This window comes from Halorhodospira abdelmalekii, from assembly GCF_016583625.1.
GTDB classification, from domain to species: Bacteria; Pseudomonadota; Gammaproteobacteria; order Nitrococcales; family Halorhodospiraceae; genus Halorhodospira; species Halorhodospira abdelmalekii.
Window position 1 is genome coordinate 41,729 of the sequence record NZ_NRRN01000004.1, and the last position, 24,428, is coordinate 66,156.

The following is a 24,428-nucleotide window of genomic DNA, read 5'->3' on the forward strand; positions in this document are numbered from 1 at the left end:
ACAGATAGAGTAAGCCATGGTGTTATCGATTGAGCGGGCCTTGCCGCTGCTGCTGTTGCCGCTGCGTTGGGCGCCAGCGCCGCTGACCGCGACCGTCTTACCGGTTATGCTCCACAACGTACTCGCCGACGCCCTCGAAGATGGTGAGCTTGAGATCCTTGAGGGGCGCATCCTCGGGATCGAAGTCACCGATGCGGGGTTGCGCTACGGCTTCTCGCTCGTCGAGCAGCGGCTTGTGACGAAAGATGCGGCACTAGCCGATGTCTCGATCCGCGGCGATGCGGCGGCCTTTTTGGCACTGGCCGGGGGGGCGGCCGATCCCGATATGCTCTTCTTCCGCCGCCGCCTCTGTGTTGAGGGCGATGTCGCGCTGGGGCTGTCGATCAAGAATCTCTTGGAGAGCTACGAGCCGCGACAGCACCTGCCGGCGCCGCTGCGCCACGCCCTTGAGGCGATGGCCGCGCGGGTTAAGGTCTCTTGAGCGGTATGCCGATGTCGGTTTCTGCAGCGGGCACAGGCTCCGGAGACGCGGACGATGCGGCGAGACCGCCACCGGAAGAGGAGAGGCCGCCCGGAGAGCAGGGAGAGCGGAGAGAAGAAGAGAGCCTCTTGCTTCACTGGGTCGCGCGCGGCGACGGACCACCGGTGGTGCTGCTGCACGGCCTCTACGGCAGCGGCGGCAATCTCAACCGGGTGACCCGCCACTTATCTCGCCGCTACCGTGTACTCGTCCCCGATCTGCGCAACCACGGGCGCTCGCCGCACCATCCGCGCATGGACTACCCAGCCATGGCGGGCGATGTGGTGGCGCTGCTCGCTGCGGCTGGTATCGAGCAAGCGGCTGTCGTCGGCCACTCCATGGGCGGCAAGGTGGCGATGACGCTGGCATTGCAGCAGCCGCAACGGGTCGCCGCGCTGGTCGTCGGCGACATCGCCCCAGTTGCCTATGAACACAGCCACGGCCGACTGCTGGCGGCGCTACAGGAGGTGGCGGTGGCGACGGCGCCGAGCCGCCAGGCGGTCGATGCGGCGCTGGCGGAGAGGATCGCTGATGCGCAGGTGCGGCAGTTTTTGCTGACGAACCTGGTGCCGCGCTCCGGTGCCGATGGTGGCTATACTTGGCGGATTCCGCTAGCCACGTTGGCCGCTGCGGTGCCCGAGATCGAGAGCTTCCCGGCGTGCAGCGGCAGTTACCCTGGGCCGACGCTCTTTCTCTACGGCGATCGCTCGGACTACTTTGTCCCGCAGCGCGACGAGCCGGCGGTGTGCCGCCTCTTTCCGCGTGCGCAGCAGCACGCCTTGGCGGGGGCCGGCCACTGGCTCCACGCCGAGCAGCCGCAAGCCTTTAACGCCGCGCTGAGCGACTTTCTCCAGCGCCACTGGTAAGGCGCAATCGCCGTGATCGCCGTGATCGCCGTGATCGCCGTGCGTGCCCGTGCCTTCTCGCGCGTGATCGCCGTGATCTTCGAAAATTGAACGACTTAACGACTTAGGGTTGAGGATAGCACCCAATGAGTGATGATCTGAAAGAGGCCGCCCTCGACTACCACCGGCGTCCCAAGCCGGGGAAGATCGAGGTCGTAGCGAGCAAACCGTTGGCCAACCAACGCGATTTGGCGCTCGCCTACTCGCCCGGCGTGGCCGCTGCCTGCGAGGCGATCGTCCACGACCCACAAGCTGCCGCCGAGATGACTGCTCGCGGCAATCTGGTGGCGGTGATCACCAACGGCTCAGCGGTGCTCGGTCTGGGTGACATCGGTCCGCTGGCGGCCAAGCCGGTGATGGAAGGCAAAGGCGTACTCTTTAAGAAGTTCGCCGGCATCGACGTCTTCGATATCGAGATCAACGAGCCCGATCCGCAGCGTTTCGTCGATATCGTCGCCGCCCTAGAGCCGACCTTCGGCGGCATCAACCTCGAAGACATCAAGGCCCCGGAGTGTTTCGAGATCGAAGAGACGCTGCGCCGGCGCATGAGCATTCCGGTCTTCCACGACGATCAGCACGGCACTGCCATCATCACCGCAGCGGCGATACGCAACGCCTTGCGCATCGTCGATAAACGGCTCGATCAGGTCAAACTGGTCTGCTCCGGTGCGGGAGCGGCGGCGATCGCCTGTCTCGATCTGCTCGTGGCGATGGGGCTGGAGCGCGAGAACGTCACCGTGGCCGATATCCAGGGCGTCGTCTACAAGGGGCGCAAGGAGAATATGGACCCGCGTAAGGAGGTCTATGCGCGCGAGACGGCGGCGCGGACGCTGCGCGAGGTGATCGACGGGGCCGATATCTTCTTAGGGCTGTCGGCCCCCGGGGTGCTGTCGAAAGAGATGGTGGCGCAGATGGCCGAGCGCCCGATCATCATGGCGTTGGCCAATCCGGTACCGGAGATCCATCCCGACGATGTCCGTGAAGTCTGCCCCGATGCCATTATCGCCACCGGTCGTTCCGACTACCCCAATCAGGTCAATAACGTCCTCTGTTTTCCCTTTATCTTTCGCGGTGCCCTTGATGTCGGCGCAGCGGCGATCAACGAGCCGATGAAGCTGGCTGCCGTCGATGCGATCGCCGGTTTGGCCACCGAGGAGTCCTCCGAGGTGGTGGTCGCGGCCTACGGCGGCAAGTCTTTGAGCTTTGGTCCGGACTATCTGATCCCTAAGCCGTTCGATCCGCGGCTGATTACCCGGATTGCCCCTGCGGTGGCTGAGGCGGCGATGCGCAGCGGGGTGGCGAGTCGCCCGTTGACCGATGTCGACGCCTACCGTCTGCAACTGCAGCAGCACGTCTTCCAGTCCGGCTTGGTCATGAAGCCGATCTTCGAGCGCGCGCGCGCGCGGCCGATGCGGGTCGTCTACACCGACGGTGAGGAGGAGCGGATCCTGCGAGCGGTGCAGTTGGTCGTCGATGAGGGGCTGGTGCGTCCGATCGTGGTGGGGCGGCGCAGCGTTGTCGAGCGGCGCTTGCGCAAGCTGGGGCTGCGCGTCCATCCCGACGAAGACTTTGAGTTGGTCGACCCGCAAGACGATCCGCGCTATCGGCAGTATTGGCAGGTCTACCACGGGCTGATGGCGCGCAGCGGGGTCTCGCCGGCGGCGGCGCGGACGATGGTGCGCACGCGCACGACCGTAATCGGCGCCCTGATGGTCCACCTCGGCGATGCCGACGCCCTAGTCGGCGGCATCGAGGGGCGCTTCCATCGGCAACTGCAGCACGTCGATAACGTCATCGGGCGCCGGCGCGGGGTGCGCAACTTGGCGGCGATGAGCGTCCTGATCATGCCGCGCGGCACCTTCTTCCTCTGCGATACCTACGTCAACTACGACCCGAGCCCGCACGAGGTCGCGGAGATGACGCTGCTCGCAGCCGATGGTGTGCGCCGCTTCGGCATCACACCCAAGGTCGCGCTGCTGTCGCACTCCAACTTCGGCACCTCGGGGGAGGCCTCGGCGGCGAAGATGCGCCAGGCCCTGCCGCTGATCCAGGATCGCGATCCAAGCCTTGAGGTGGAGGGCGAGATGCACGGCGATGCGGCGATCTCCGAGGAGGTGCGGCGGCGCATCTTCCCCGATGCCCAGCTCAGTGGCCAGGCCAACCTGTTGATCATGCCCGGGCTGGATGCAGCGAATATCGCCTTCAATCTCCTCAAGGGGACGTCTGAGAGCGTCTCTGTAGGGCCGATTTTGCTCGGCACTGCGCGCCCGGCGCACATCTTGACGCCGTCGGCGACGGTCCGCGCCATCGTCAACCTCTCGGCCCTTGCGGTGGTCGAGGCGCAGATGGCCGAGCCGCAGACAGTTGAGCCGGAGGCTGACGCCGCGGCGGGGAGGGGCGACTCGGCTGGCTAGCTGGACCCGGCAGGCCCGGCTGGCTAAGGTCAGCCAGGCCGTTCACCGCCAGGCTCTCGGTCAGCTCGGTCAGATCTCAAGAGGGTGACGTAGCGGCGGCTGCAGCGTTGCTCAGGGCGACGAACTCGGCCACGCTGACGGTCTCGGCGCGGCGTCCCGGGTCGATGCCGGTCGCCTCCCAAAGCGGTCCTTCGGTCGCTTCGGGGAGGAGGCTGCGCAGACTGTTGCGCAGGGTCTTGCGCCGCCCGGCGAAGGCCGCGGCAACGATGCGCTCGAAGAGTGGTTCATCGGCCGCCGGGTGGGGCAGCGGCCGGTGCGGGGTGAGGCGCACGAAGCTCGACATCACCTTCGGCACCGGGAAGAAGGCCCCGGCCGGTACATTGAAACAGCGTGTGACCGCGCAACGATACTGCACCATAACCGACAGGCGGCCGCGCGTCTTGCCCCCCGGGGGGGCGACCATGCGGTCGACGACCTCGCGCTGCAGCAGCAGGTGCAGATCGGCAATCAGCTCACAGTTAGCGAGCAGGTGGAAGAGGATCGGGGTCGAGACGTTATACGGCAGGTTGCCGACCACCCGCAGTCGCTCCCCTGCCGGCGGCTGCAGGCTGGCTAGATCGAGCGTTAGGGCGTCGCCCTCGATCAGCCGCAGCGTCGGCGCGAAGCGCTCTGCCAACGCCGCGGCCAAGTCCCGGTCGATCTCGACGGCGTAGAGGGTGGCCACCCGTTCAAGCAGCGGCGCCGTCAAGGCGCCCTCGCCTGGCCCGATCTCGAGCAGGGTCTGATCGGACCGGGGGGCGATGGCGGTGATCATCCGCTCGATCACCGCCGCATCGTGGAGGAAGTTCTGCCCGAAGCGCCGCCGCGGGTGGTGCGTTCTCAAGTCGGCAACTCCAGCCGAGCCCGCGCCTGAGCAACTTGATGGCGCACTTGTGCCGGGGCGGTGCCGCCGATGTGATCGCGGGCGGCGACCGAGCCCTCCAGTGTTAAGACCGCGTAGACATCGTCGCCGATGGCGGTCGAGAAGCGCTGCAACTCCTCAAGCTCCAGGTCGGCCAGATCGCGCTCGCTCGCCGCGGCGTGGCGCACCGCTTGACCGACGATGGCGTGAGCATCGCGGAAGGCGACCCCCTGGCGAACCAAATAATCGGCCAGATCGGTCGCGGTGGCAAAGCCGGCGCGTGCCGCCTCGCGACAGCGCTCCCGCTTAACCGCCATCGCCGGGACCATATCGGCGAAGGCCGTCAACGCATCGCGCGTGGTATCGACCAGATCGAAAAGCGGCTCTTTATCCTCTTGATTGTCGCGGTTGTAGGCCAGTGGCTGCCCCTTCATCAGGGTGATGAGCTGAACCAAGCTGCCCTGCACCCGCGCCGCCTTACCACGGACCAACTCCGCGACGTCGGGGTTTTTCTTCTGCGGCATGATCGAGGAGCCGGTGCAGAAGCGATCTGGCAGATCGATAAAGTCGAACTGCTGCGAGGCCCAGAGAATCAGCTCCTCAGCCATGCGCGAAAGGTGCATCATCAAGGTGCTCGCCGCCGCAGCAAGCTCGATGGCGAAGTCGCGGTCACTGACCGAATCGAGCGAGTTGCGCGTCGGCGCGGTGAAGCCGAGCGCCTGCGCCGTCGCCTCGCGATCGATAGGGAACGAGGTGCCGGCGAGGGCGGCCGCGCCGAGGGGGCAGAAGTTCAACCGGGTGCGGCAGTCGCTCAGGCGGCCGGCGTCGCGTTCCAGCATCTCGTACCACGCCAACAGGTGGTGGCCCATGGTGACGGGCTGGGCGACCTGTAGATGGGTAAAGCCCGGCATGATGGTCTCGGCCTCGCGCTCGGCGAGATCGAGCAGGCCACGCTGAAAGCGCCGCAGCTCGGCGGTGATATCGTCGATCGCCGCGCGCAGAAAGAGCCGGATGTCGGTCGCGATCTGATCGTTGCGTGAGCGCGCGGTGTGGAGCTTTTTGCCGGCCTCGCCGATGCGCTCGGTGAGCCGCTGCTCGATGTTCATGTGGACATCTTCGAGCTGCGGCGACCATGGGAATGTGCCGTTTACGACCTCTTCGCGGATCTCGGCCAGGCCGGTGACGATGGCGTCGCGCTCGTGCGCGCTGAGCACACCACACTCGGCGAGCATGCGGGCGTGCGCGAGGGAGCCCTCAATGTCGTAGAGGGCTAGGCGGGCGTCGAAATCGACCGAGGCGCTAAAGCGCTCGACGAAGGCGTCAGTCGGCTCGCTGAAGCGACCGGTCCAGAGTTGTTGTCCTTTGGGTGTGGCAGATTGGCTCATAAAGTCAGTGCTCGATCTTTCGCAACGGTGTTCGCAACGGTTGGCAGCCTGCGCTGCAGGGGTTCAGAGTGCGAGAGTTTCGAGGCAAGGCGCCTCGGTTGCAAGCCTTGAAAGTGCTTCACGGATCGCCTTGCGGAGTGCACGCCCTCTGCCGTGGGGGAGAGTCACTACGGCGCGGCATTGGTCCGCGTCCGTGCGCCGCTCTTGCAACGGGACCGGGTTTGCGCCGACACTTTGCGTCTGACTCACAAGCCACTGGATGGATCGGAGCCACAATGGCAACAAAACCCCTGCGTATTGCAACCCGTCGTTCTCAACTGGCGCTCTGGCAAGCCGAGCACATAGCTGCCGCACTGCGCGAGCTGCACCCCGGCCTGGAGGTCGAGCTGGTGCCGATGTCGACCCGCGGCGATGAGATCCTTGATCAGCCGCTGGCGCGCATTGGCGGTAAGGGGCTCTTTATGAAGGAGCTTGAAGACGGCATGCTGCGCGGCGATGCCGATCTCGCCGTGCACTCGATGAAGGATATCCCATGGCGCCTCCCCAGCGGCTTTACCCTCGCTGCGGTCTCGGAGCGCGCCGATCCGCGTGATGCTTTCGTCTCCAACAACTACAGCGCCTTAGCGGAGCTGCCCGAGGGGGCCCGGGTGGGCACGGCGAGCCTGCGTCGGCAGTGCCAGATCAAGGATCGTCGCCCCGATCTGCACGTCGAAGTGTTGCGCGGCAACGTCCAGACGCGCCTCGGTAAGCTCGACGACGGCATCTACGATGCCATCATCCTCGCCGCTTCCGGGCTCGATCGCCTGGAGCTGAGTGCCCGCATCGCCGCCCGCTTGACGCCCGAGGAGAGTCTGCCGGCCGTCGGCCAAGGGGCCTTGGGTATCGAGTGTCGCAGCGACGATGAGCGCGTTGTCGAGCTGGTCCGCGGGCTTGAGGATCCGCAGACGCGGATCTGCATCGATGCCGAACGCGCGATGAATGCGCGTCTGGAGGGCAGCTGTCAGGTGCCGATCGGTGGGTACGCCGAATTGACCGGCGATGCCTTGTTGCTGCGCGGTTTGGTCGGAGCGCCCGACGGCAGCCAGGTCATTCGCGGCGAGATTCGCGGGGCGGCGGCTGAGGCCGCTCAGTTGGGCACCCAGCTCGGTGATGACCTGCTGAGTCGTGGGGCCGATCGGATTCTGCGGCAGTTGGCCGAGGAGCAATGAACAGAGGCTCTTTGGAGGGGGTCGGGGTCGTCGTGACGCGGCCCGCTCAGCAGGCTGCGGCGCTGATCGGTGCCCTGGAGCGTGAGGGGGCCGCGGTGCTCCCTTTCCCCGCTCTCGAGATCGTCGCTGGGCCTGAGGATGAGGCGATGCAGCGAGCGGCCGCAGCGGCGGCGCAGGCCGACTGGCTGATCTTCGTCAGTCCCAATGCGGTCGCCCACGGCCTGCCGCGCGTCCGCGCAGCGGGCGGGCCGGCCCCGCAGGCGCGTATCGCTACCGTTGGCCAGGGGACGGCGCAGGCGCTTCGCCGCAGCGGGGTTGGCGAGGTATACTACCCCACCGGCGGGGCGACCAGCGAAGATTTGCTCCGTGAGACGCCGCTTGGCTGCATGGAGCAGACCCGCGGAGCCCGGGTAGTGATTGTGCGGGGGCGTGGCGGTCGCCAGCATCTTGCCGATACACTGCGCAGACAAGGGGCCGAGGTCGAGTTTTTGGAAGTCTATCGGCGCAACTGTCCTGCTACCGAGCCGCGACCGCTGCTTGAGGCCGCTGCGGCGGGGCAGATCCAGGTCGCCCTGATCACCAGTGGCGAAGTGTTGGAGAATTTCCTTAAACTGATCGGCGAACGCGGTCGAGAGTGGTTTAGGCGAGCCAGTGCCGTAGTCATCGGTGAGCGCGTAGCTGCTTTGGCCGCGCCGCACGTAGGCCACGTCGAGGTGACTGCGACTGCAGCCGAAGACGAGCTGATCGCGGCTGCAGCAAGGGCGGCCGCGGCCGTTAAAGAGATCCAGGAGTAGCGACTAATGAACGATGCGAACCGCCCGCAGCATTCGAGCGGTCATCCTGAACATCAGGATCCGCGCTACGCCGGCCATCCATCCAACCCGCAGCACTCCAGTTCGCCGGGCGGCGCGGACGCGGGTAACGCGCCTGGGCAGGCGGCAGCAGCCGGTGCTGCCCAAGCGGGGGTGCAGCCGGGAAGCGGTAGTGCCCAGGGCGGTACCGGTCCAGAAAACACCCCAGAAAACACCCCAGAAACCACCCCAGCCCCGGCGGCCGACGCAGCGCAGACGGCCCCGGCGGGGAGTTCCGGCAGCGCTTCGGGGAGCGCCGGGGCGGCTGCGAGCAGTGCTGCTACGGGGAGTGCTGCTACGGGGGGGAGTGGCAGCGGGAGTAGTGGCAGCGGCGGTTCGGGCGGCGGATCGAGCCGCGGCGGCCCCCGGCAACAACCGCAGCCACGCAGCCGAGCCAATCTGTGGCTTTTCAATCTGCTGCTCGCCGGCGCGGTAGGTGGCATGGGTTGGTACGCCTACAACGAGTTCTACCTCGACGAGTTCGCCGACCTGCAGGAGCGCGTTGCGGCCCTCGATACCGAGACCTTGGCCGAAGAGCTGGCCGCGCAGCAAGAAGAGGTGCTCAGCGAGTGGCAAGAGCGCGCTGCAGCGGTGGAAGAGAAACTGGAGCGGAGCGAGGCGCAGGCTGAGCAGGTCAGCGAGCTGGCCGAGAAGATCGCAGCGCTGGAGGCCTCACTGGCCGATGTCGATGCGCTCGATGAGATCCGTGCTCTGCGTGATGAGTTCGATACCGAGATGCTGGGGCGGATCGAGGAGGCGCTGGCCGAGATCGAGAAACTTGAGGATCTGGAGGGGATCGACAGTCGAGTGGCTACACTCGAGACGCAGCTCGCCGACCTTGAGGAACAGTTGGCGAACTTGGAGATGCCCGAAGGGGGCGTCGATGAGGGAATGTTCGAAGAGCGTTTTGCCGAACTCGAAGCGCGCATTGAGGCCCTTGGCGAACTCGACGATATGGGCGACGATGCAGCGGCGCGTTTCGCCGAACTCGAGGAGAGGCTTGCTGCTTTCGGTGACCTAGAGGGGCAGGTTGCCGAGTTGCAGGCACTCGATGAGCGAGTGACCGAGCTGGCCGAGCGGGTGGACGACAGTACAGCTCTCGAGGAGCGGCTTGATGAAAAGCTCGAGGCACGCATGGGCGAGTTCGAGGAGACGCTGCGGGGGCGTGTGGCCGAACTCGAAGAACAGTTGCAGGGGCGCATCGCTGAGCTGACCGAGCAGATCGGACGACTCGATACCTTGAGCCCAGAGGATGCCGAGGGCTGGATTCGCGCCGAGGCGCGGCACTTGACGCAGATCGCTCAACAACGCCTGCGCTACCACCAGGATAAGAAAGGGGCGCTGGATGCCTTAACGCGCGCCGATGCGCTCTTCACTGAGCTCGGCGGCGCTGCGGTCGAGCAGCGCGAGGCGCTTGCTGCCGCCCTTGATGAGTTGATCGCTTATTCACCGCCCGATCTAGGGCCTCTGCGCGAGCGTCTGCTGCAGCAGATTGAGCGGGTTGATGGGCTTGCGGTGCGTGGCAAGCTAGAGCGGCAGCTGGGCGAGGAGATGCCGCAGATCGACGATGAAGGACAGCGGGGCTACGAGCGGGCGTGGCTGCGCATGCGCGAGGGGCTCGGTTCCCTGATCCAGGTCCACCGCGAGGACGACTTCGAGCCGTTCATTCCCGCCGAGCAGCGCTACTTCATTCGTGAGAATTTGCGTATGCAGCTGGAGAGTGCACTGTACGCACTTGGGCGCGCCGATGAAGGGATGTTCCGACACAGCATCGAGCGGGCGGAGGCTTGGCTCGAACGTTACTTCGATGGTGGCGATAGCGACGTTGCCGAGACCCTGCAGGAGCTGCGGGACATGGTGGACGAGCCGATCAAGCGCGATCCGCCGGATATCGAACCACTCCTTGAGCCAGTGAAGTCGTTCTGATCATGCGCCGTCTATTCATCTATCTACTGATCCTGGCCGCCGCCGTCGTTGCGGCGCTCTTTTTCAACCAACATCACGGGGAGGTGCGAATCCTCCTCGATGATCGGGTGGTCGTAGTCAACCTGCTGTTAACGGTGCTGCTGCTCGTTTTTTCGGTTCTGTTGCTCTACTTCATCGTCTCTGCGACGGCCCGTATGCTCGCGGTGCCGACGCGGTTGCGGGATTGGCAGGGGCGACGACGGCAGGAGAGTGCACGATGTGAGCTGACCGGCGGCCTGCTGCGTTTCGCCGAAGGCGATTTTGACGGTGCCGAGCAGCAGCTGATCCGCAGCGCTCGACGCAGTGACGCGCCTTTGGTCAACTACTTGACCGCCGCCATCGCTGCACAACGGCGCGGCGATCAGGAGGCGCGAGATGAGTACCTGAATGCGGCTGAACGCAGTGGTCTGGGGACGCCGACGGCGGTTCAGCTCCTGCAGGCGCAGCTGCAGATAGAGAGCGGTCAGTGGGAGGAGGCTCAAGCCACCGTAGCTTCGATATTGGAGTTTAACCCGAAGCAGGGGCGCGCTCTTGATCTTATGGTCCAGTGCTGCCGCATGCTGAGCGACTGGGAACGTCTTGAGCCGTTGCTGGGGCGTGTCGAGCGCTACGCCTCGCTGCCGAAGGAGGAGTTGCGGGAGGTACAGGCCTGGATTGCCCGAGAGCGTTTGGCGAACTCGGCGATCGTCGGCCGCGAGGCCCTGGATCGCAACTGGCATGAGCTTAGCCGTGCGGCGCGTCGCGAGCCGGGTGTAATCGGTGCGTATGCCGAGGGCTTAGCCCGCAACGGCGATGTACAGGCCGCCGAGGAGCTGATTCGCAAACAACTACAAAAGGTCTGGGATGACCATTTGTTGAAGCTCTATGCACGTCTGCCTGGGAGCGGCCGGGTCGCTGAGCGTCTGGCGCAGGTCGAGGCGTGGTTGGAGACTCGCTATGACGATGCCCAACTGCTCTATGTGGCCGGAGCTTTGGCCTTGCGCGCGGGCCAGCTCGATAAGGCACGTGAGCACCTGACGAAGGCCGCCGAGCGTGCCGCCGATCCGCAGCATCTGCGGGCGCTGGCGATGGTACAGGAGCAGTCCGGGCAACTCGATGCGGCACGGGCGACCTACCGTGAGGCGATGGATTTGCTCCATACCGAAGACCCGCTGCCCGAATTGCTTGGTCTTCCTGGGCCTGCCGCTGTAGCGGAGTCAGCGGGAGGAGAGGAGCAGTCGCAGGAAGGGAGCACCGGGGAGGCGGACGCGGAGAGCACCACCGGCAGCGCCCAAACCGATCCAGGGCGTTGGGGCGATCAGCAGTCGCGGCGGGGGTCTTGAGGGGGAGGCTTGAGCCAGCCGCTGAGTGAGTGTTGAGCGAGCTCCGGGCGCGGCCCATGCTCCGCGTTCCACGGAATACGGCCTAGCCCTAGTCGCTCCACCCAGTTGCAGTAGCCCAGTAGCCCTAGGTGGTGTCGGGCGGCGGGCAGCGGTGCTGGCGGCGAAGTGCCAACTCTGCGGCTAGGTCGATGGCCGCTTGCAGGCTGCCGGCTTCGGCCTGCCCGCTGCCAGCCAAGGCTAACGCAGTGCCGTGGTCGACCGAGGTGCGGACGATGGGCAGTCCCAGGGTGACATTGACTGCTCGACCGAAGCCGACGTGTTTGAGTACGGGTAGGCCCTGGTCGTGGTACATGGTCAGAACGGCGTCGGTCCCGGCGAGTGCTGCGGGGGTAAAGACGGTATCGGCCGGAACCGGTCCGGTCAGGTTCATGCCCGCTTGCCGCAACCGCTCAAGGATCGGGGTAATCACTTCGATCTCTTCGCGGCCGAGATGACCGTTCTCACCGGCGTGCGGATTAAGGCCGGTGACGACGATGCGCGGAGCCGCAATGGCAAACTTGTCGACTAGGTCGTGATGCAGCGTGGTAACCACGCACTCCAGGCGCTCTGGGGTGAGCGCAGCCGGTACTTCGGCGAGTGGCAGATGGGTGGTGGCGAGCGCTACGCGCAGCCCACCGGCGACAAGCATCATGACCGGAGTGGGGGTGCCGGTTAGCTCGGCGATCAGTTCGGTATGGCCGGAGAAAGCAATACCCGCCTCGTTGATCACCCCCTTGTGCACCGGTGCGGTCACGACGGCGTCGACCGTGTTCTCTAGACAGAGATAGACAGCGCGGCGTAGGCTGGCCGTCACCGCATGGGCATTGCCCGGTTCAAGGCGGCCAGCCTGTACCGGGTGTGGAAATGCGACGGGATCGACGGCCAAGCGCCCGGCCTCGGGGCAACGGCGGGGTTGCGCCGGGTCCCAGGCAGTGATCCGGAGGCGCTGCCGCCCCAGCTCCTCATCCCCTCCCTGATCTTCCCGATCGTGACTTGGCCGCTCTCTTTGTTGCGGAGTGGAGTGGTGGTCGCCGGGTTGGCGCGCGCGCAGGAGCTCCGGGTCGCCGATTGCGATCAGTTCAGCGCGCTGCCTATTCATCGCCACTTCGGCGACGAGCTCGTAGCCGATGCCGGCTGGTTCGCCGCAGGTGACCGCAATACGTAACGGTTCGCTCATCGTCCTGCTCCTTCCAGGCGGTAATCCACGTAGGCCTCTTCGCGCAGCTGCCGCTGCCACTGCTCCAGGGTCTCCATGCTCTTGCGCTCGTAAATCTGCTGCGCGATGCGCTCACGGCGCTGCTCATCGGTGACATCGCGCTCACGTCGCTCTTCGACCCTGACGATATGCCAGCCAAACTGGCTGCGGAATGGTTCGCTGAGTTCACCCGGCTCCAGTCGGTCGAGCTGCGCCTGAAAGGCTGGAACCAGTTGTCCGTGCGTAGTCCAGCCCAGATCGCCGCCGTCGGCGGCACTGCCTGGGTCGTCCGAGTGGAGGCGCGCGAGGTATTCAAAGCTCTCGCCCTCTCGGATGCGGGCTAAAAAGCTCTGTAGGCGCTGCTCGGCATCATGCTCACTGACCCCCTCTTCAGGACGCAGCAAGATATGACGCGCCCGCGTCTCCTCAACGATCTGTGCATCTTCGCGCCGCTTATCGAGCAGTTTGACGATATGGAAGCCGTCGGCGGCTTGAACGACCTCGCTGATCTCGCCGCGTTCCAGCTCGGAGGCGACTTCGGCCAGTGCCCGTGGCAGCTGACCGGGGAGTCTCCAGCCGAGCACACCACCCTCTTCGGCGCTGGCGGCATCGGAAAAGGTCGCGGCGAGTGCGTGAAAGTCACCATCTTCCTGAAGGAGCTGCGCACGGAGCGCGGCGGCGCGCTCTCGAGCCTCCTGCAACTGGGTGCTTGAGGCGCCCTCTGGTGTGCCAATGCGGATGTGGGCCACCCGGTACTCCATGCTGTCTTGAGCGGTCGCGGCCGCAAGAGCCTCCTCAATCTCGCGTGGGCTGACTTCGACCTCCTGCTGCACCATCGCCTGGTGGAGGCGCGTGATCGTGATCTCTTGGCGTAGTTCTTCGCGAAACTCGCTAAAATCCATCCCCTGTTGAGCAAGGGCGATGCGGAGTTGGCCGAGCGTTAAATTGTTCTGAGCGGCGATGCGTTGCACGGCAGCATCGAGCGTAGCGTCATCAACCCGCACCCCGACGCGCTCGGCGTGCGCTAGCTGCAGTCGTTGCATAATCAAGCGCTCTAGCACTTGGGGGCGCAGCTGCTCGCTCGGGGGTAGCGTCTGCCCGCGCTGGAACAGTTCGTGACGGATCGCCTGCAATTCGCGCTCTAGCTCGGAGGCTAGCACGACCTCCTGTTCAGCAACAGCCACGATGCGGTCGAGGCGGTCCGCCGCCCAACTGTGGGGGGGCACGGTGATCGCGCTAAGGGTGATCGCGATAAGAGAGAGCGTGAACGAGAGTCGCAGAGTCAGCAATTTCATGGTTTTCAGCGTTCCAAATGGCTTGGCGGTCTTGGCGGTCTTGGCGGCGGCGCACTAGTGGCTGCACGGTCTGTTTGCCACGTCTATGATGCCATGGGGTTGGCCCCGAGGGCCTAGAATACCGCGTCATCGTAATCGCGTACGATCTCCCCGAGGAAGGCGGCGGTATCGTCGCCCAGTCGACCTAGACCGGTCAGCTCAAACTCGAGCATGAAGGTGTTCTCCAGTTCGTATTCGGCGCCTCGTCGGTAGCGGCGAGCGACTCCACGGACCGCCCAGCAGCACTTGCGAAACTCCAGTCCGCCGACAATTTCCAGGTTTGCCCGGTCGAGGCGCGAGTACTGCCAAGCGCCCACGGCGTTCCAGTTCGGGCCGATGGGGGCTGCTGCGGAAAGCTGGAACATCTCCTGAGTGCGTTCGACAATGGGGCGATCGTCGGCATCGAGGCCGGTTGCCTCCTCACGGATCCGATAGCCCAGGTTGACGACGCTGCCCGGGATGGGCCGCCGTTGCCAGTCAGCAACGAGACTCCATGCCACGGTCTCGTTGTGGCGCGGGTCGTAGCGCTGTTCGAGACGGAGGCGAAACTCATCGTCAATGCGTGCCTCAAGATCGGCAAAGAGGTCAGAGCGGCTGCGTTGCTCTTCTCTTGCAGCAGTGAGTCCCACCTCGCGATCACTAAAGTAATGGATTTGACCGATGCTGGCGCGTAACGGTTCACGGCCTCGATTCAGATCGAGCAAACGGGTAGTGAGAGCGAGCGTGAGTTGGTTTGCATCACCGACCCGGTCGATGCCGGCGAAGCGATTCTCCTGAAAGAGCTGTGCGACGCTATCGGCACGGCGGGTGGTGTCGAAGACCGGGTATTCGTCCTGTGCCTCAAAAGGGGCGCGTACGTAGAACAGGCGCGGTTCGAGGGTCTGTAAGAAGAGGTCATCGCGGAAGGTAAAGGGGCGTTCAAAAAAGAGCCCCCCATCGAGCGTGGCAATCGGTACGCTGCGACTGAGTTCACTCTCAAGCTCTGGCTCAACTCGATCCAGAACGTAGTGGGTGTGATAGAGGCTGACACCCGGCTCGAGAAAATAGCCCGGTCGGTAGTAAGGCCACGAGATCCGCGGTTGCAGGTGGTAGCGACGCCCGGTGGGGCGATCGTTTTGTGCGCCGTCGGGCAGGGCCCAGTGGACCATCTCACCGGTGAGCCGGTACTCCAAGCCGCCAGCGATTCGCCCGGGTGCGTGCTCGTAGTGGAGGCGTGGCCAGCGGCGATAGGGGTCGTTGGCTTGTGGACGGAGGTTTTGCCAGTGCTGGATCTCTGCCTCCAGCCGATGGGGGCCGCGATCCAGTGCGGCGTGTCCACGACTCTCCAACTCGCTGGCACTGGTGCCGATCAGCTCAGTCGAGAAATCGCGCAGGTAATCAACATCGCCGACGCGCGCGACCTCAAGGTCGTAGCGCAGACCGGCGACTGTCGGTACGCGCCCCGAATGGGTCCAGTCGAGTGCCCAGCGCTCACTCTCCGGGTCGCTCTCCCCGGCATCGCGCAGGCGCTTGGCTTGGACCTCATCTTCGGGCATGTACTCTACGATCCACTCGCCGTCGGTGCGTGGGCGCAGGTAACGGAATTGGCTGCCGAGCTGTGTACCGCGGCGCGAATAGTAAGTTGGGTAGAGAGTCCAGTCGTAATTGGGAGCAGGGCGCCAGTAAAACGGCACCGTGATATGAGCACCATCACTTGTCGATTGTCCGAAACGCGGCGGCAGAAAACCGGTGCGCGGGCGATCGTCGATCGGGAACTGCAAATAGGGGGTATAGAGCCACGGAATCCCACCGATCTCAAGCCGAGCGTGGCGTGCTTGCGCCAGCCCGCTGTCGCGATCGAGGGTCAATTCGCCGGCGTGTAGCCACCACAGCTCGGTGTCGGGAGGACAAGAGGAGTAGCGTAGATCGCCGATCTGCACGCGACCGGGACCTTGCGTACGGAGGGTACGAGCCGTGCCGTGGTGGTAGGGGTAGAAGCGAAACTCAGCCCCCTCGACCTCAAGGTGGTCGTCGCCCAAGTCGAACTCGCCGATACGCCCCCAAAGCTGCAGTCCCGACTCAGTGTAAAAGAAGCGCTGCGGCAGACTGGCCTGTCCGACAGTATCGTCTAAGTCGATGACCTCGGTGCGCAACAGCTGATCGAAGCGGCGTAGCTGAGTCTCACCGCGCAGCCGATAGAGCCCGCGAGCGATCTCCCCCTCGATCTGTTCTGCCTCCAGGATCACAGGGGTCTCGGGATCGCCGCGGCGGGCTGCGGCGCTAGGGTCCGGCGGTGCGGTCAGTGGTGGTCCACAAAGACGGACGCGGCGCAGCTCGGCGGGGCTAGCGTCGGCAGGCAGGGTGTGCTCGACCACCGCGCGGGCCGCCGCCGCCTTATCGGCCGACCCTGCTAGTGTGTCTGAGACGCGCTCTGCGGGGGTGGGGAGTCGTACCGTGGCGCTCTCTTGCTCGGGTGTGCACGCGGATGTGCTATAGGCCGGCGTTGCCGCGGCAAGAGCACCGAGTGCCAAGGAGAGGGCACAGCCGAGGGAGCGCGCGCGGCCGCGCCGGGTGCGGTTAGGATTGCTCACAGCGGCCAGCAGTGTACCGGCTCACCGCTAGCGGCGCACTCTAGATAGGCGCGTGTTAGTCCTGGCATATCGTTGCCGTAGCGGGCTGCCCACGCTGTCTGCCAGGCGGCTCCTGTTTGGCCGCTGGTAACGCGAGCTTCGAGGATGGGCAAATAGGTGTGGATCTGCTCCTCGGCGACGCCGGCGCGCGCCAAACCGCGGCGAGCCGCTGGCAGTAGACGCTCCAGGATCAGTTCATCGATACGCCCGTACCAGCCATCAAGCCACTCAATCTCGGCGGCCAGCCCGTAGCGGGCGCCGCGGTAGAAGTTCTGTTCGGCGACGTGGAAGGGAAGACGCTCAATAAGAGGTCGCTCCATCTCTGCCAATTCAGCGACGGCGCCGTAAAAGAAGGCGGCATTTGCCAGCACGTCTTGTATCGTCGGTCCTGCCGCCATGACACGATGTTCCAGGCGCAGCCGGCAGCCGTCTTCGCTCGGTTCGACGAGCGGGCGATTCCAGCGCCAAATCGTGCCGTTATGCAGGCGCAGATGGGCGAGAGCGCTCGGCGGTGTGTCGTGGAGGACCGGCAGTAGTACAGGGTGGTGTTGACGATTTTCGACGAAGAAGCCGTGCAGGGCGTCGCGGGCATAGCCGCTGCCGAAGCCGACGCGAGCCAGCGCCCCGGCGCTATTCGGTTCTAAGCGTGTGACCGCGACCGCCTGCTCGAAGACCGGAATGCGGGTCTCGGCCCACAGCTGCCGGCCAAAAAAGAACGGCGAGTTGGCGGCGGCGGCGACAGTCACCGCCGAGAGCGCGATGGCGGCGTTAAAATAGGCCGAGGCGCGGGTAGCTGGCAGCTGCAGATGCAGTTGCAGCGAAGTGGTTGTAGCCTCAAGCATGACGTCGTGACGCCGGGTCGAAATCCGTTCCGTGCCCTCGATTTCCAAGGTCAGCGGTCTGCTCCCGCGCAAGGCCAGGACTTGTTCGTTTAGGGCGCTGTAGCGGGGCGACGGGGTCATCTGCTCGAGGGTGACGGTCTCTTCGGTAGCGGAGGGCAGGATACCAATCAGGGCGATCTGGGCCTCGGCGGCCGCGGCCGCGGTACGGGCACGTTGCCAGCGCTGTTCGAGCTCTTGGTGCAGGGCACTAAAAGGGGTCTTGGCCAGAGGGTGGACGGCGGTGTTGAGCTCTAAGTTAAAGAGCGCCAGCTCATGCTCGATGTGTGGATCGTCGGTGACCGCTGCGAGAACGCGATCGCTGATCGATGCCGGCATCCCGTGTGCGTCGATCAACCACGCCTCCAGCTCAAGTCCGATCCGCAGCGGCTCATCAGCGATATGACCGCCTCTGAGCCAGCGCCCAAGCAGCTCCGTCTCCTCCTTCAGGCGTTGGCGAAAACGCCGAAAGTCCTCGGCACTGAAGCAAGAACGCGCAATCTCCTGTCCCACCGCTCTACTCTCCTCAGCCGTCACGGCGACTGCAAACGCCCGGGCGTGCCGTTGACTTAGCTTTTGACACGATCGGCGGCCGTGTCATCTCTTGTGTGAGGCCCGCCGCCGCCGCACTGCCGCCGCGTCTGCCCCGCACTGCCAGTAGCGGGCCTCCTGGGCTGGGTCTGGCCTGGCCTAGCGCGCATCGGACTGCTCGATGGCTGCACGGGCCGCGCTCAGTCGTTCCGCAGTGCCAATATCGTGCCAGAGGCCGGGCCAGTGTTCACCACGGACCCGCCCCACGGCCGCTGCCCGATGCAGCAGTGGCGCCAGCGGGAAGCGTCCCGGTCGATAACCGCTCCACAGGGCCGGACGGTAGGCGGCGATCCCAGCAAAGGTCAAGCGCGGCCCGCTCTGTAGCGAAACCCGTTCGCCGATCAAGGCAAAGTCACCTTGCGGGTGGTGCGCTGGATTATCGACTAGAACCAGATGGGCGCTGCTCGCCGGTTCACGCGGGAGGCGCTGTAGGGGGAAGTCGCTCCAGATATCGGCGTTTACGACCCAAAAGGGGGCGTTGCCGAGTAGTGGCAGGGCGCGTTGAATGCCCCCTCCGGTCTCCAGTGCACCGGCGGGCTCATGGCTGAAGGCGACATCGACGCCCCAACGGCTGCCGTCGCCGACATAGGCCTCAATCTGCTCGGCCAGCCAGGCGACGTTAATCACGACGCGTTCGACCCCAGCTGCCGCTAAGCGCTCCAGGTGCCAGGCAATCAGCGGCTGCCCGCCAACCGTTAGCAGAGGTTTCGGGGTTTGATCGGTCAGCGGGCGGAGTCGTTCTCCTCGCCCGGCGGCTAAGATCATGGCGCGCATGGTCCCTTCTCCGCAGCGCTTGCGGCGTCTTCGGCGGTCTGCGGCATGGCGTGCCGCAGGACCGGTGCCAGCAGGGCGGTGAGTCTTAACTCTTCGCCTGCACTCTGTATGTACCCAAAAAACCTATTAATATCAGACGCATATCGCGGTTTTTGATCGCGATAGCGCAGCCGTGCAAAGATGCCGATGACCTTGATATGGCGCTGTAGACCGGTCCATTGACAGAGTTGCCAGAAGTGTTCGAAATCATCTGGCAAGGGGAGGCCGATGTGGCGGCCGCGTTGCCAATATTCGCGCAGACCGGCGCGCACAAAGTCACGAGGCCAGCTGATAAAGGCGTCGCGAAAGAGGCAGATGGGATCGTAGGTCAGCGGACCGCGGACGGCGTCTTGGAAATCGAGCACTCCGGGGAGCGGATCGCCGACAAGCAGATTGCGCGGCATATAGTCGCGGTGTACATAGGTGCGCGGTTGCTGTTCGAGTGCCTCGATGAGGCGCGTAAACAGGCGCTCGAGATCGCGCTGCAGGGCGCTGCTCAGTGGCAGCTGGCAGTGGTGTCGGAGATACCATTGCGGGAAGAGCTCCAACTCGGCACGCAGTAGGTGCGCGCTGAACTCGGGCAGTCGGGCCGGACGGCTCGCCGCCTGCCAGCGCAGCAGCGCATCAATCGCGCTGACAAAGAGCGGTTCAGGCGGCTGTTCGGCCAGCGCTTGCAGGTAGGTCTGTTGGCCCAGATCGCTTAACAACAGGAAGCCGTTGCGGTAGTCGGCGGCGAGGATCTCGGGAACGGGGATCTCAACACTGCGCATCATTGCGGCGATACGCACGAAGGCGGCGGTGCTCGCTCCCTGAGCCGGGGCATCCATAAGGATATAGCTGCGCTCTGGGACAGCGACCGAATGCAGCCGAAAGTAGCGGCGCGCGCTGGCATCGGCAGCGATCGGGCTGACGCGCAGGGCGGTACCGAGGCATTGCTCAGACCAGCGCTGGGCGGCCTGGAAGCGCGCCTCGTTATCGTTACCGTCGGCGGGCGGGGCGCTGCTATCGACGTGGCTCGGGTTCACAGTTGGTGGACTCACAGTCGGCGGTCAAGAGCGATCGAAGGCGTGCGGGTTGCTCACAACGTCATCAGCACGGCGTCATCGTCGTGTAGGGCGCTGTAGAGCGCTGCGAGCTGGTCGCGGTCTTCGGCCTCCACGGTCACGGTAACCGAGATATAGCGGCCTTGACGGCTGCCGCTGGTCTGCAGGTCGACGACCTTGGCGTGTAGTGCGGCGATGCGCTCGACGCGTTGCGGCAGACCGGCATTCGCGGCTCCGAGTGCTTTGACACCAATACGGCAAGGAAATTTTAGCGGGGTATTGTCGGCGTTGAATGGACTCATCGCTCTTTGGTCCTCCACCGGGCGGGCCGCGGCTTCAGCCGCGAGAGTAATTGCGTTACGATAATTTTGGAACCGTGCCGGTGCAACGGCCTTCTGGTCTGGCTTGGCCTCGGGGTGGATGCCTGTGCCGACTCTTACGTTGGTCCTATTGTGCGCCACTTCCATCCGGTTAGCGACTGAGAGGCGCTCTTTTGCATGCTACAGCTCTTTGATGCGCTTCCCGAGGGGTTCCTGCAAGCGCCAGCGTCTGCGCTGGAGGGGCTGCTCGGAGGGCCGAGTCTGATCCACTTAGCGGGGCGGCGTGAGCCCCCTCTCTTTGTCTCGATACTGCTCCACGGTAACGAAACGACCGGCTTGGATGCGGTGCAACAGGTCTTGCGTGGTTATCGTGGCAAACCGCTGCCGCGCGCCTTGTTGCTCTTTGTCGGCAACGTTGCTGCGGCCCGCCAGGGTGTGCGGCGGTTGCCGGGTCAACCCGATCTCAATCGGGTATGGCCGGGTAGCCCGCTGCCGGATTCACCAGAGAAGCACATGGCCGCCGAGGTCGTCGCGCGCGTGCGTTCGTACGGCTGCTTCGCGGCGATTGATCTGCATAATAACACTGGTTTGAATCCCCACTACGGCTGCATTAATCGGCTCGAGCCTCGCTATCTGCAGCTTGCGGCCCTCTTCTCACGTACGGTTGTCTACTTCACTCGGCCGCGGGGGGTGCTTTCGTTGGCGCTAGCGCGCCTATGTCCGGCAACAACCCTAGAGTGTGGCCAACCGGGCAGTCCAGGGGCGGCTGAGCACGCCGCCGAGATGGTTGATGCGGCCCTACATCTAGCCGAACTACCGGCGACGGTGCCGAGCGATGTTGCGGTCTACCACACCCAGGGGGCGGTGCGCATCCCCGAACGCTACACCTTCGGTTTCGGCGATGGCGGAGAAACTGGTGAGGTGGTCGATCTGCAACTGGTCAAGGATCTCGAACACTACAACTTTCGCGAATTGCCAGCCGGCACCCTCTTTGCTTGGTCGGCGCCGAGCAGCGGTGCTTTCTTCTCGGTTGAAGACAACGAGGGCCGTGAGGCTGCGGCCGACTTCTTCCAGCGCGACGGTCATGCGATTCGGCTGCGGCGCCCGGCCATGCCTGCCATGCTGGCGTGCAACACAACAGCCATTCGCCAAGACGTGCTCTGCTACCTTATGGAGCGACTGCAGCGTAGCGACCTGTACGCCGGTTGAGGTGGCCTCCCCACGACTAAAGCCGGAGACTTCCCGCGCCCGTATGGTGAGCGAAGAAGGGGGTGGGCAAACCGCGGCTGCATTGTGCCTAGGTGGGAGGGGTGGGAGTGCTGCCTGGTGGTGCGTCAAGGCTGGCGAGAAGGTGCGCGGCCAGTTCCACTTCCAAGCGCTCTAGTGGTGGATAAGTGGTCCAATTGGGCACGTTGATGTTGAGATCGTAGAAGCGAGTCGTTGCCAGTCCGGCGTAGCCACATGGATTGATGCGGGCGAAGGGGGCCAAATCGTTGCAGACGTTGAAGGCGAGGCCGTGGTAGCAGCGGCCGTTGCGTACGCGCACACCGAGAGCCGCGATCTTGGCGCCGTCGACGTAGACGCCGGGGGCGTCGGGGCGGCGCTGCGAGGCGATGCCATAGACGGCGAGTAGCGAGACCACCGCCTGTTCCAGGCAGGTGACAAGATCGCGTACGGAGAGCCCGCGGCGGCGCAGGTCGAGTAGGGCGTAGAGGACGATCTGACCCGGTCCGTGCCAAGTGACCTGGCCACCGCGATCGCTGCGGATAACCGGAGTTGATCCCGGGTCGAGGAGATGCTCCGTCCGTCCGGCTTGGCCGAGGGTGAAGACTGGCGGATGCTCGACCAACCATAGCTCATCGGCGCTGCTGCCATCGCGCTGTGCGGTCAGCTGCTGCATCGCCCGCCACGTCGGTTCGTAGTCTCGTCGGCCCAGATGGTGCAGCCGAGTGTCGAGTAGGTGCGTTGCCATTTAGCCGCCTTGCCGCAGTTGCTCGAACCAATCGTGCATGGTTCGAAAAGTGGCCCCGGGTTTGCCGTCACCGATGGGGATGTCGTCGATGGTGATCACCGGGATGATCGCCTTTGTGGAGCTGCTTAGCCACACCTCGGAAGCGTCGGCCAATGCCTCCAGAGGGAGGTCGCGACAGGCGTAGGGCAGGCCGTGGGCCGCTGCCAGTTCAAGTACGACCTGCCGCGTGACCCCGGGGAGCAGGCCAGGGTGGAGGCGAGGGGTGAGCAGCTGACCATCGATCAGCAGGAAGAGGGTGCTGGCGGCGCCTTCAGTCAGCCAGCCGTCGCGATGCAGGATGGCCTCTGTGGCGCCGCGCTCGTTGGCTTCTTGGCGCAACAGCACGTTAGCAAGCAGGGCGGTGCTCTTGATATCGCAGCGCGACCAGCGCGTATCTGCCAAGGTGCAGGCGCGGACCCCTCGTGTCACCAGGTCCGCAGTGCTGGGTAGCGGCGAGGCCGTGGCAAAGACGGTCGGCGGAGTCTCGCGGGGGTCAGGGAATTCGTGGCGCCGCATCGCCGGTGCACCACGGGTGACTTGAACATAGAGAACCAGATCACCGCCGCCGTGCTCTCGGCATAGCTGCTCAAGCACGATTTGCCACTGCTCCGGTTCCAGCGGATCAGCGATTCGCACTGCATGTAGCGAGTGGCGCAGGCGCTGCAGATGGTCGGCGAGCCGGAAGGGGGTTCCGGCGTAGACGGGGATGACCTCGTAGACGCCGTCGCCGAACAAGAAGCCGCGATCGAGTGGTGAGAGGCGAGCTTCTGCGAGCGGTACAAAGCCGCCATTGAGGTAGCAGAGATCCGCGACCTGGCGGTCGTCCACTGTGGGTGGGGCTGTATCCGGCGACATTTTGACCTGACCTTACTGGAAACGCAGCCAGATATCATCGATGACCCGCCGCCATAGCCCCCCCTCATCGACGCCGTGCATGGCTACCAAAGGCTCGCTGTGGACGACTTCGCCAGCTAGGCGAATCTCGAGGGTGCCGAGTGGCTCACCGCGCTCGACTGGGGCGACGATGCGATCATCCACGTGGATCGAGGCGCGCAGGTTTTGCCGTTCCCGCCGCGGGATTGTGACGAAGAGATCCCGTCCCACACCGAGCTCAATGTGCTGCTCATCGCCCTTCCAGGCGCGTGCGCGGACCGGCTCCTCAATCGGGCCGAGCGCCTCTTCGAGGGGCTGGAAGGCGCTAACCAACCGGTGGGTTTCGAAGAAACGAAAGCCGTAGTTGAGCAGCTGATGGCTCTGTTGCGCGCGGGCGTTGGCATTGGCAGTACCGAGCACGACAGCGATCAGCCGCATGTCGCCGCGTTGGGCCGATGAGGTCAAATTGTAACCGGCAGCGCGGGTATGGCCGGTCTTTAAGCCGTCCACGCTCTCGTCGCGCCACAGCAGGCGATTGCGGTTGTGCTGTTCGATCCCGGCGTAAGTAAACGAGCGCTGTGAGTACCAGCCGTAATATTCGGGGTGGTCTTGAATGATCGCCTTAGCCAATCTTGCACTATCAAATGCCGAGGTCCGCATCTCCGAGTCGGGGAGCCCGGTGGCATTCGTGTAGTGGGTATTTTTCATACCGAGGCGCTCGGCCTCCTGGTTCATCACCTGGGCGAACGTGCGCTCGTCACCGGCGACGTGTTCGGCTAGAGCCACAGCTGCATCGTTACCGGACTGAATGATCATCCCCTGGAGCAGGTCGCGGACAGCGACATGCGAGCCGACTTCGACAAACATGCGCGAACCTTGAGTCCGCCACGCTTGTTCGCTGATAGAGACTTCATCATCGAGATCGATATGGCCGGCGCTCAGCTCGCGAAAGACCACATAAGCGGTCATCATCTTGGTTAAGCTCGCCGGTTTCCAGGGTTCATGGGGGCGGCGTTGCGCCAAGATGGTGCCGCTGTCGATGTCGACCAAGATGAAGCTCGGGGCCTCAATGCTCGGCGGCGATGGTGTCGGAACCGCATCGACGATAGGCCGCCCCCACGAGGAGATCTCGTCGGCGGCGGATGCTGTGGCAGCTGCGCATAAACCAAGCAGCACAGCGGAGAGCAAGCGAAGCGCTGAGTTTCTCATGATCGTACCGTAACCTCAGTGTGCGATGAATCGGCGTCGCGG

At 64.6% G+C, this 24,428-nt stretch carries 20 protein-coding genes; 8 read left to right on the forward strand and 12 right to left on the reverse strand.

From position 1 onward, the window contains the following. Nucleotides 1-16 precede the first annotated feature (16 nt). The 3 genes from ubiT to CKO15_RS01660 all read left to right on the forward strand — a co-directional run bounded on the left by ubiT (nt 17) and on the right by CKO15_RS01660 (nt 3,839). Complete coding sequence (ubiT, locus tag CKO15_RS01650; protein ID WP_200191857.1) at nt 17-481, forward strand: ubiquinone anaerobic biosynthesis accessory factor UbiT; 465 nt, start codon at nt 17-19, stop codon at nt 479-481. 11 nt (nt 482-492) lie between these two features. Beyond that, nucleotides 493-1,386: an alpha/beta fold hydrolase gene (locus CKO15_RS01655; protein ID WP_200191859.1), complete on the forward strand. Its 894-nt coding sequence runs from the start codon at nt 493-495 to the stop codon at nt 1,384-1,386. Nucleotides 1,387-1,511: 125 nt separating this feature from the next. After that, nucleotides 1,512-3,839 carry an NADP-dependent malic enzyme gene (locus CKO15_RS01660; RefSeq protein ID WP_200191861.1) on the forward strand — a complete coding sequence of 776 codons (2,328 nt, stop codon included), beginning with the start codon at nt 1,512-1,514 and terminating at the stop codon, nt 3,837-3,839. Nucleotides 3,840-3,915: 76 nt separating this feature from the next. On the opposite strand, the gene rsmA is transcribed toward CKO15_RS01660, so the two are convergent. Both rsmA and argH read right to left on the reverse strand, forming a co-directional pair. Further along, entirely contained in the window at nt 3,916-4,722 is an 807-nt protein-coding gene (gene rsmA, locus CKO15_RS01665; RefSeq protein WP_200191863.1) for a 16S rRNA (adenine(1518)-N(6)/adenine(1519)-N(6))-dimethyltransferase RsmA, read from the reverse strand. Next, on the reverse strand, nt 4,719-6,125 hold the full coding sequence (argH, locus tag CKO15_RS01670) for an argininosuccinate lyase (protein WP_200191866.1): 1,407 nt from the start codon (nt 6,123-6,125) through the stop codon (nt 4,719-4,721). Before argH ends, rsmA begins: the two co-directional genes overlap by 4 nt. Before the next feature lie 275 nt (nt 6,126-6,400). On the opposite strand from argH, the gene hemC reads away from it, so the two are divergent. The 4 genes from hemC to CKO15_RS01690 are packed head-to-tail and all read left to right on the forward strand — an operon-like array spanning nt 6,401 to nt 11,471. Further along, a complete protein-coding gene (gene hemC / locus CKO15_RS01675; protein ID WP_200191868.1) occupies nt 6,401-7,333 on the forward strand; it encodes a hydroxymethylbilane synthase in 933 nt (310 codons plus the stop codon). Beyond that, nucleotides 7,330-8,127, forward strand: a complete 798-nt coding sequence (locus tag CKO15_RS01680; RefSeq protein ID WP_200191871.1) for a uroporphyrinogen-III synthase — start codon at nt 7,330-7,332, stop codon at nt 8,125-8,127. Before hemC ends, CKO15_RS01680 begins: the two co-directional genes overlap by 4 nt. A 6-nt stretch (nt 8,128-8,133) precedes the next feature. After that, on the forward strand, nt 8,134-10,110 hold the full coding sequence (locus tag CKO15_RS01685; RefSeq protein WP_200191873.1) for a uroporphyrinogen-III C-methyltransferase: 1,977 nt from the start codon (nt 8,134-8,136) through the stop codon (nt 10,108-10,110). A gap of 2 nt (nt 10,111-10,112) precedes the next feature. Further along, nucleotides 10,113-11,471, forward strand: a complete 1,359-nt coding sequence (locus CKO15_RS01690) for a heme biosynthesis protein HemY (protein ID WP_200191875.1) — start codon at nt 10,113-10,115, stop codon at nt 11,469-11,471. Between the two features lie 124 nt (nt 11,472-11,595). Here the strand turns inward: CKO15_RS01690 and pdxA are convergent, their stop codons facing one another. From pdxA to CKO15_RS01725, 7 genes are all read right to left on the reverse strand, one after another. Further along, nucleotides 11,596-12,687, reverse strand: coding sequence for a 4-hydroxythreonine-4-phosphate dehydrogenase PdxA (gene pdxA, locus CKO15_RS01695; RefSeq protein WP_200191877.1), 1,092 nt, complete (start codon nt 12,685-12,687; stop codon nt 11,596-11,598). After that, nucleotides 12,684-14,000 (reverse strand): peptidylprolyl isomerase, encoded by a 1,317-nt coding sequence (locus tag CKO15_RS01700; RefSeq protein WP_200191879.1) that lies wholly within the window; start codon nt 13,998-14,000, stop codon nt 12,684-12,686. Before CKO15_RS01700 ends, pdxA begins: the two co-directional genes overlap by 4 nt. 113 nt (nt 14,001-14,113) lie before the next feature. Further along, nucleotides 14,114-16,609, reverse strand: coding sequence for an LPS assembly protein LptD (locus CKO15_RS01705; protein ID WP_200191881.1), 2,496 nt, complete (start codon nt 16,607-16,609; stop codon nt 14,114-14,116). Beyond that, nucleotides 16,606-18,039, reverse strand: coding sequence for a glutamate-cysteine ligase family protein (locus tag CKO15_RS01710; RefSeq protein WP_200191883.1), 1,434 nt, complete (start codon nt 18,037-18,039; stop codon nt 16,606-16,608). The genes CKO15_RS01705 and CKO15_RS01710 overlap by 4 nt, the downstream gene beginning before the upstream one ends. Nucleotides 18,040-18,216: 177 nt before the next feature. Continuing rightward, a complete protein-coding gene (gene murU / locus CKO15_RS01715; RefSeq protein ID WP_200191885.1) occupies nt 18,217-18,891 on the reverse strand; it encodes an N-acetylmuramate alpha-1-phosphate uridylyltransferase MurU in 675 nt (224 codons plus the stop codon). Then, nucleotides 18,879-19,955, reverse strand: a complete 1,077-nt coding sequence (locus CKO15_RS01720; RefSeq protein ID WP_200191887.1) for a phosphotransferase — start codon at nt 19,953-19,955, stop codon at nt 18,879-18,881. Before CKO15_RS01720 ends, murU begins: the two co-directional genes overlap by 13 nt. 53 nt (nt 19,956-20,008) lie before the next feature. Further along, the gene (locus tag CKO15_RS01725; protein WP_200191889.1) at nt 20,009-20,275 is read right to left on the reverse strand and encodes a YbeD family protein; all 267 of its coding nucleotides are present in this window, start codon (nt 20,273-20,275) and stop codon (nt 20,009-20,011) included. 195 nt (nt 20,276-20,470) lie between these two features. On the opposite strand from CKO15_RS01725, the gene CKO15_RS01730 reads away from it, so the two are divergent. Continuing rightward, complete coding sequence (locus CKO15_RS01730; RefSeq protein WP_200191891.1) at nt 20,471-21,502, forward strand: M14 family metallopeptidase; 1,032 nt, start codon at nt 20,471-20,473, stop codon at nt 21,500-21,502. An 88-nt stretch (nt 21,503-21,590) separates the two neighbouring features. Here CKO15_RS01730 and lipB read toward each other — a convergent pair whose 3' ends face one another. From lipB to CKO15_RS01745, 3 genes are read right to left on the reverse strand one after another with little or no spacing between them, the layout of a single operon-like run. Beyond that, nucleotides 21,591-22,265 carry a lipoyl(octanoyl) transferase LipB gene (gene lipB, locus CKO15_RS01735; protein ID WP_200191893.1) on the reverse strand — a complete coding sequence of 225 codons (675 nt, stop codon included), beginning with the start codon at nt 22,263-22,265 and terminating at the stop codon, nt 21,591-21,593. Then, nucleotides 22,266-23,159, reverse strand: a complete 894-nt coding sequence (locus CKO15_RS01740) for an aminotransferase class IV (RefSeq protein ID WP_200191895.1) — start codon at nt 23,157-23,159, stop codon at nt 22,266-22,268. Nucleotides 23,160-23,171: 12 nt separating this feature from the next. Further along, complete coding sequence (locus tag CKO15_RS01745) at nt 23,172-24,386, reverse strand: D-alanyl-D-alanine carboxypeptidase family protein (protein ID WP_200191897.1); 1,215 nt, start codon at nt 24,384-24,386, stop codon at nt 23,172-23,174. Nucleotides 24,387-24,428: the final 42 nt, after the last annotated feature.

What these genes read in the sequence shown, in the direction of transcription:
- CKO15_RS01725 (WP_200191889.1), bottom strand. Translation starts at nt 20,275, where the DNA reads ATGAGTCCATTCAACGCCGACAATACCCCGCTAAAATTTCCTTGCCGT.
- pdxA (WP_200191877.1), bottom strand. Translation starts at nt 12,687, where the DNA reads ATGAGCGAACCGTTACGTATTGCGGTCACCTGCGGCGAACCAGCCGGC.
- hemC (WP_200191868.1), top strand. Translation starts at nt 6,401, where the DNA reads ATGGCAACAAAACCCCTGCGTATTGCAACCCGTCGTTCTCAACTGGCG.
- CKO15_RS01655 (WP_200191859.1), top strand. Translation starts at nt 493, where the DNA reads ATGTCGGTTTCTGCAGCGGGCACAGGCTCCGGAGACGCGGACGATGCG.
- CKO15_RS01685 (WP_200191873.1), top strand. Translation starts at nt 8,134, where the DNA reads ATGAACGATGCGAACCGCCCGCAGCATTCGAGCGGTCATCCTGAACAT.
- lipB (WP_200191893.1), bottom strand. Translation starts at nt 22,265, where the DNA reads ATGGCAACGCACCTACTCGACACTCGGCTGCACCATCTGGGCCGACGA.
- CKO15_RS01700 (WP_200191879.1), bottom strand. Translation starts at nt 14,000, where the DNA reads ATGAAATTGCTGACTCTGCGACTCTCGTTCACGCTCTCTCTTATCGCG.
- CKO15_RS01740 (WP_200191895.1), bottom strand. Translation starts at nt 23,159, where the DNA reads ATGTCGCCGGATACAGCCCCACCCACAGTGGACGACCGCCAGGTCGCG.
- CKO15_RS01680 (WP_200191871.1), top strand. Translation starts at nt 7,330, where the DNA reads ATGAACAGAGGCTCTTTGGAGGGGGTCGGGGTCGTCGTGACGCGGCCC.
- CKO15_RS01745 (WP_200191897.1), bottom strand. Translation starts at nt 24,386, where the DNA reads ATGAGAAACTCAGCGCTTCGCTTGCTCTCCGCTGTGCTGCTTGGTTTA.
- CKO15_RS01660 (WP_200191861.1), top strand. Translation starts at nt 1,512, where the DNA reads ATGAGTGATGATCTGAAAGAGGCCGCCCTCGACTACCACCGGCGTCCC.
- CKO15_RS01690 (WP_200191875.1), top strand. Translation starts at nt 10,113, where the DNA reads ATGCGCCGTCTATTCATCTATCTACTGATCCTGGCCGCCGCCGTCGTT.
- argH (WP_200191866.1), bottom strand. Translation starts at nt 6,125, where the DNA reads ATGAGCCAATCTGCCACACCCAAAGGACAACAACTCTGGACCGGTCGC.
- CKO15_RS01730 (WP_200191891.1), top strand. Translation starts at nt 20,471, where the DNA reads ATGCTACAGCTCTTTGATGCGCTTCCCGAGGGGTTCCTGCAAGCGCCA.
- ubiT (WP_200191857.1), top strand. Translation starts at nt 17, where the DNA reads ATGGTGTTATCGATTGAGCGGGCCTTGCCGCTGCTGCTGTTGCCGCTG.
- murU (WP_200191885.1), bottom strand. Translation starts at nt 18,891, where the DNA reads ATGCGCGCCATGATCTTAGCCGCCGGGCGAGGAGAACGACTCCGCCCG.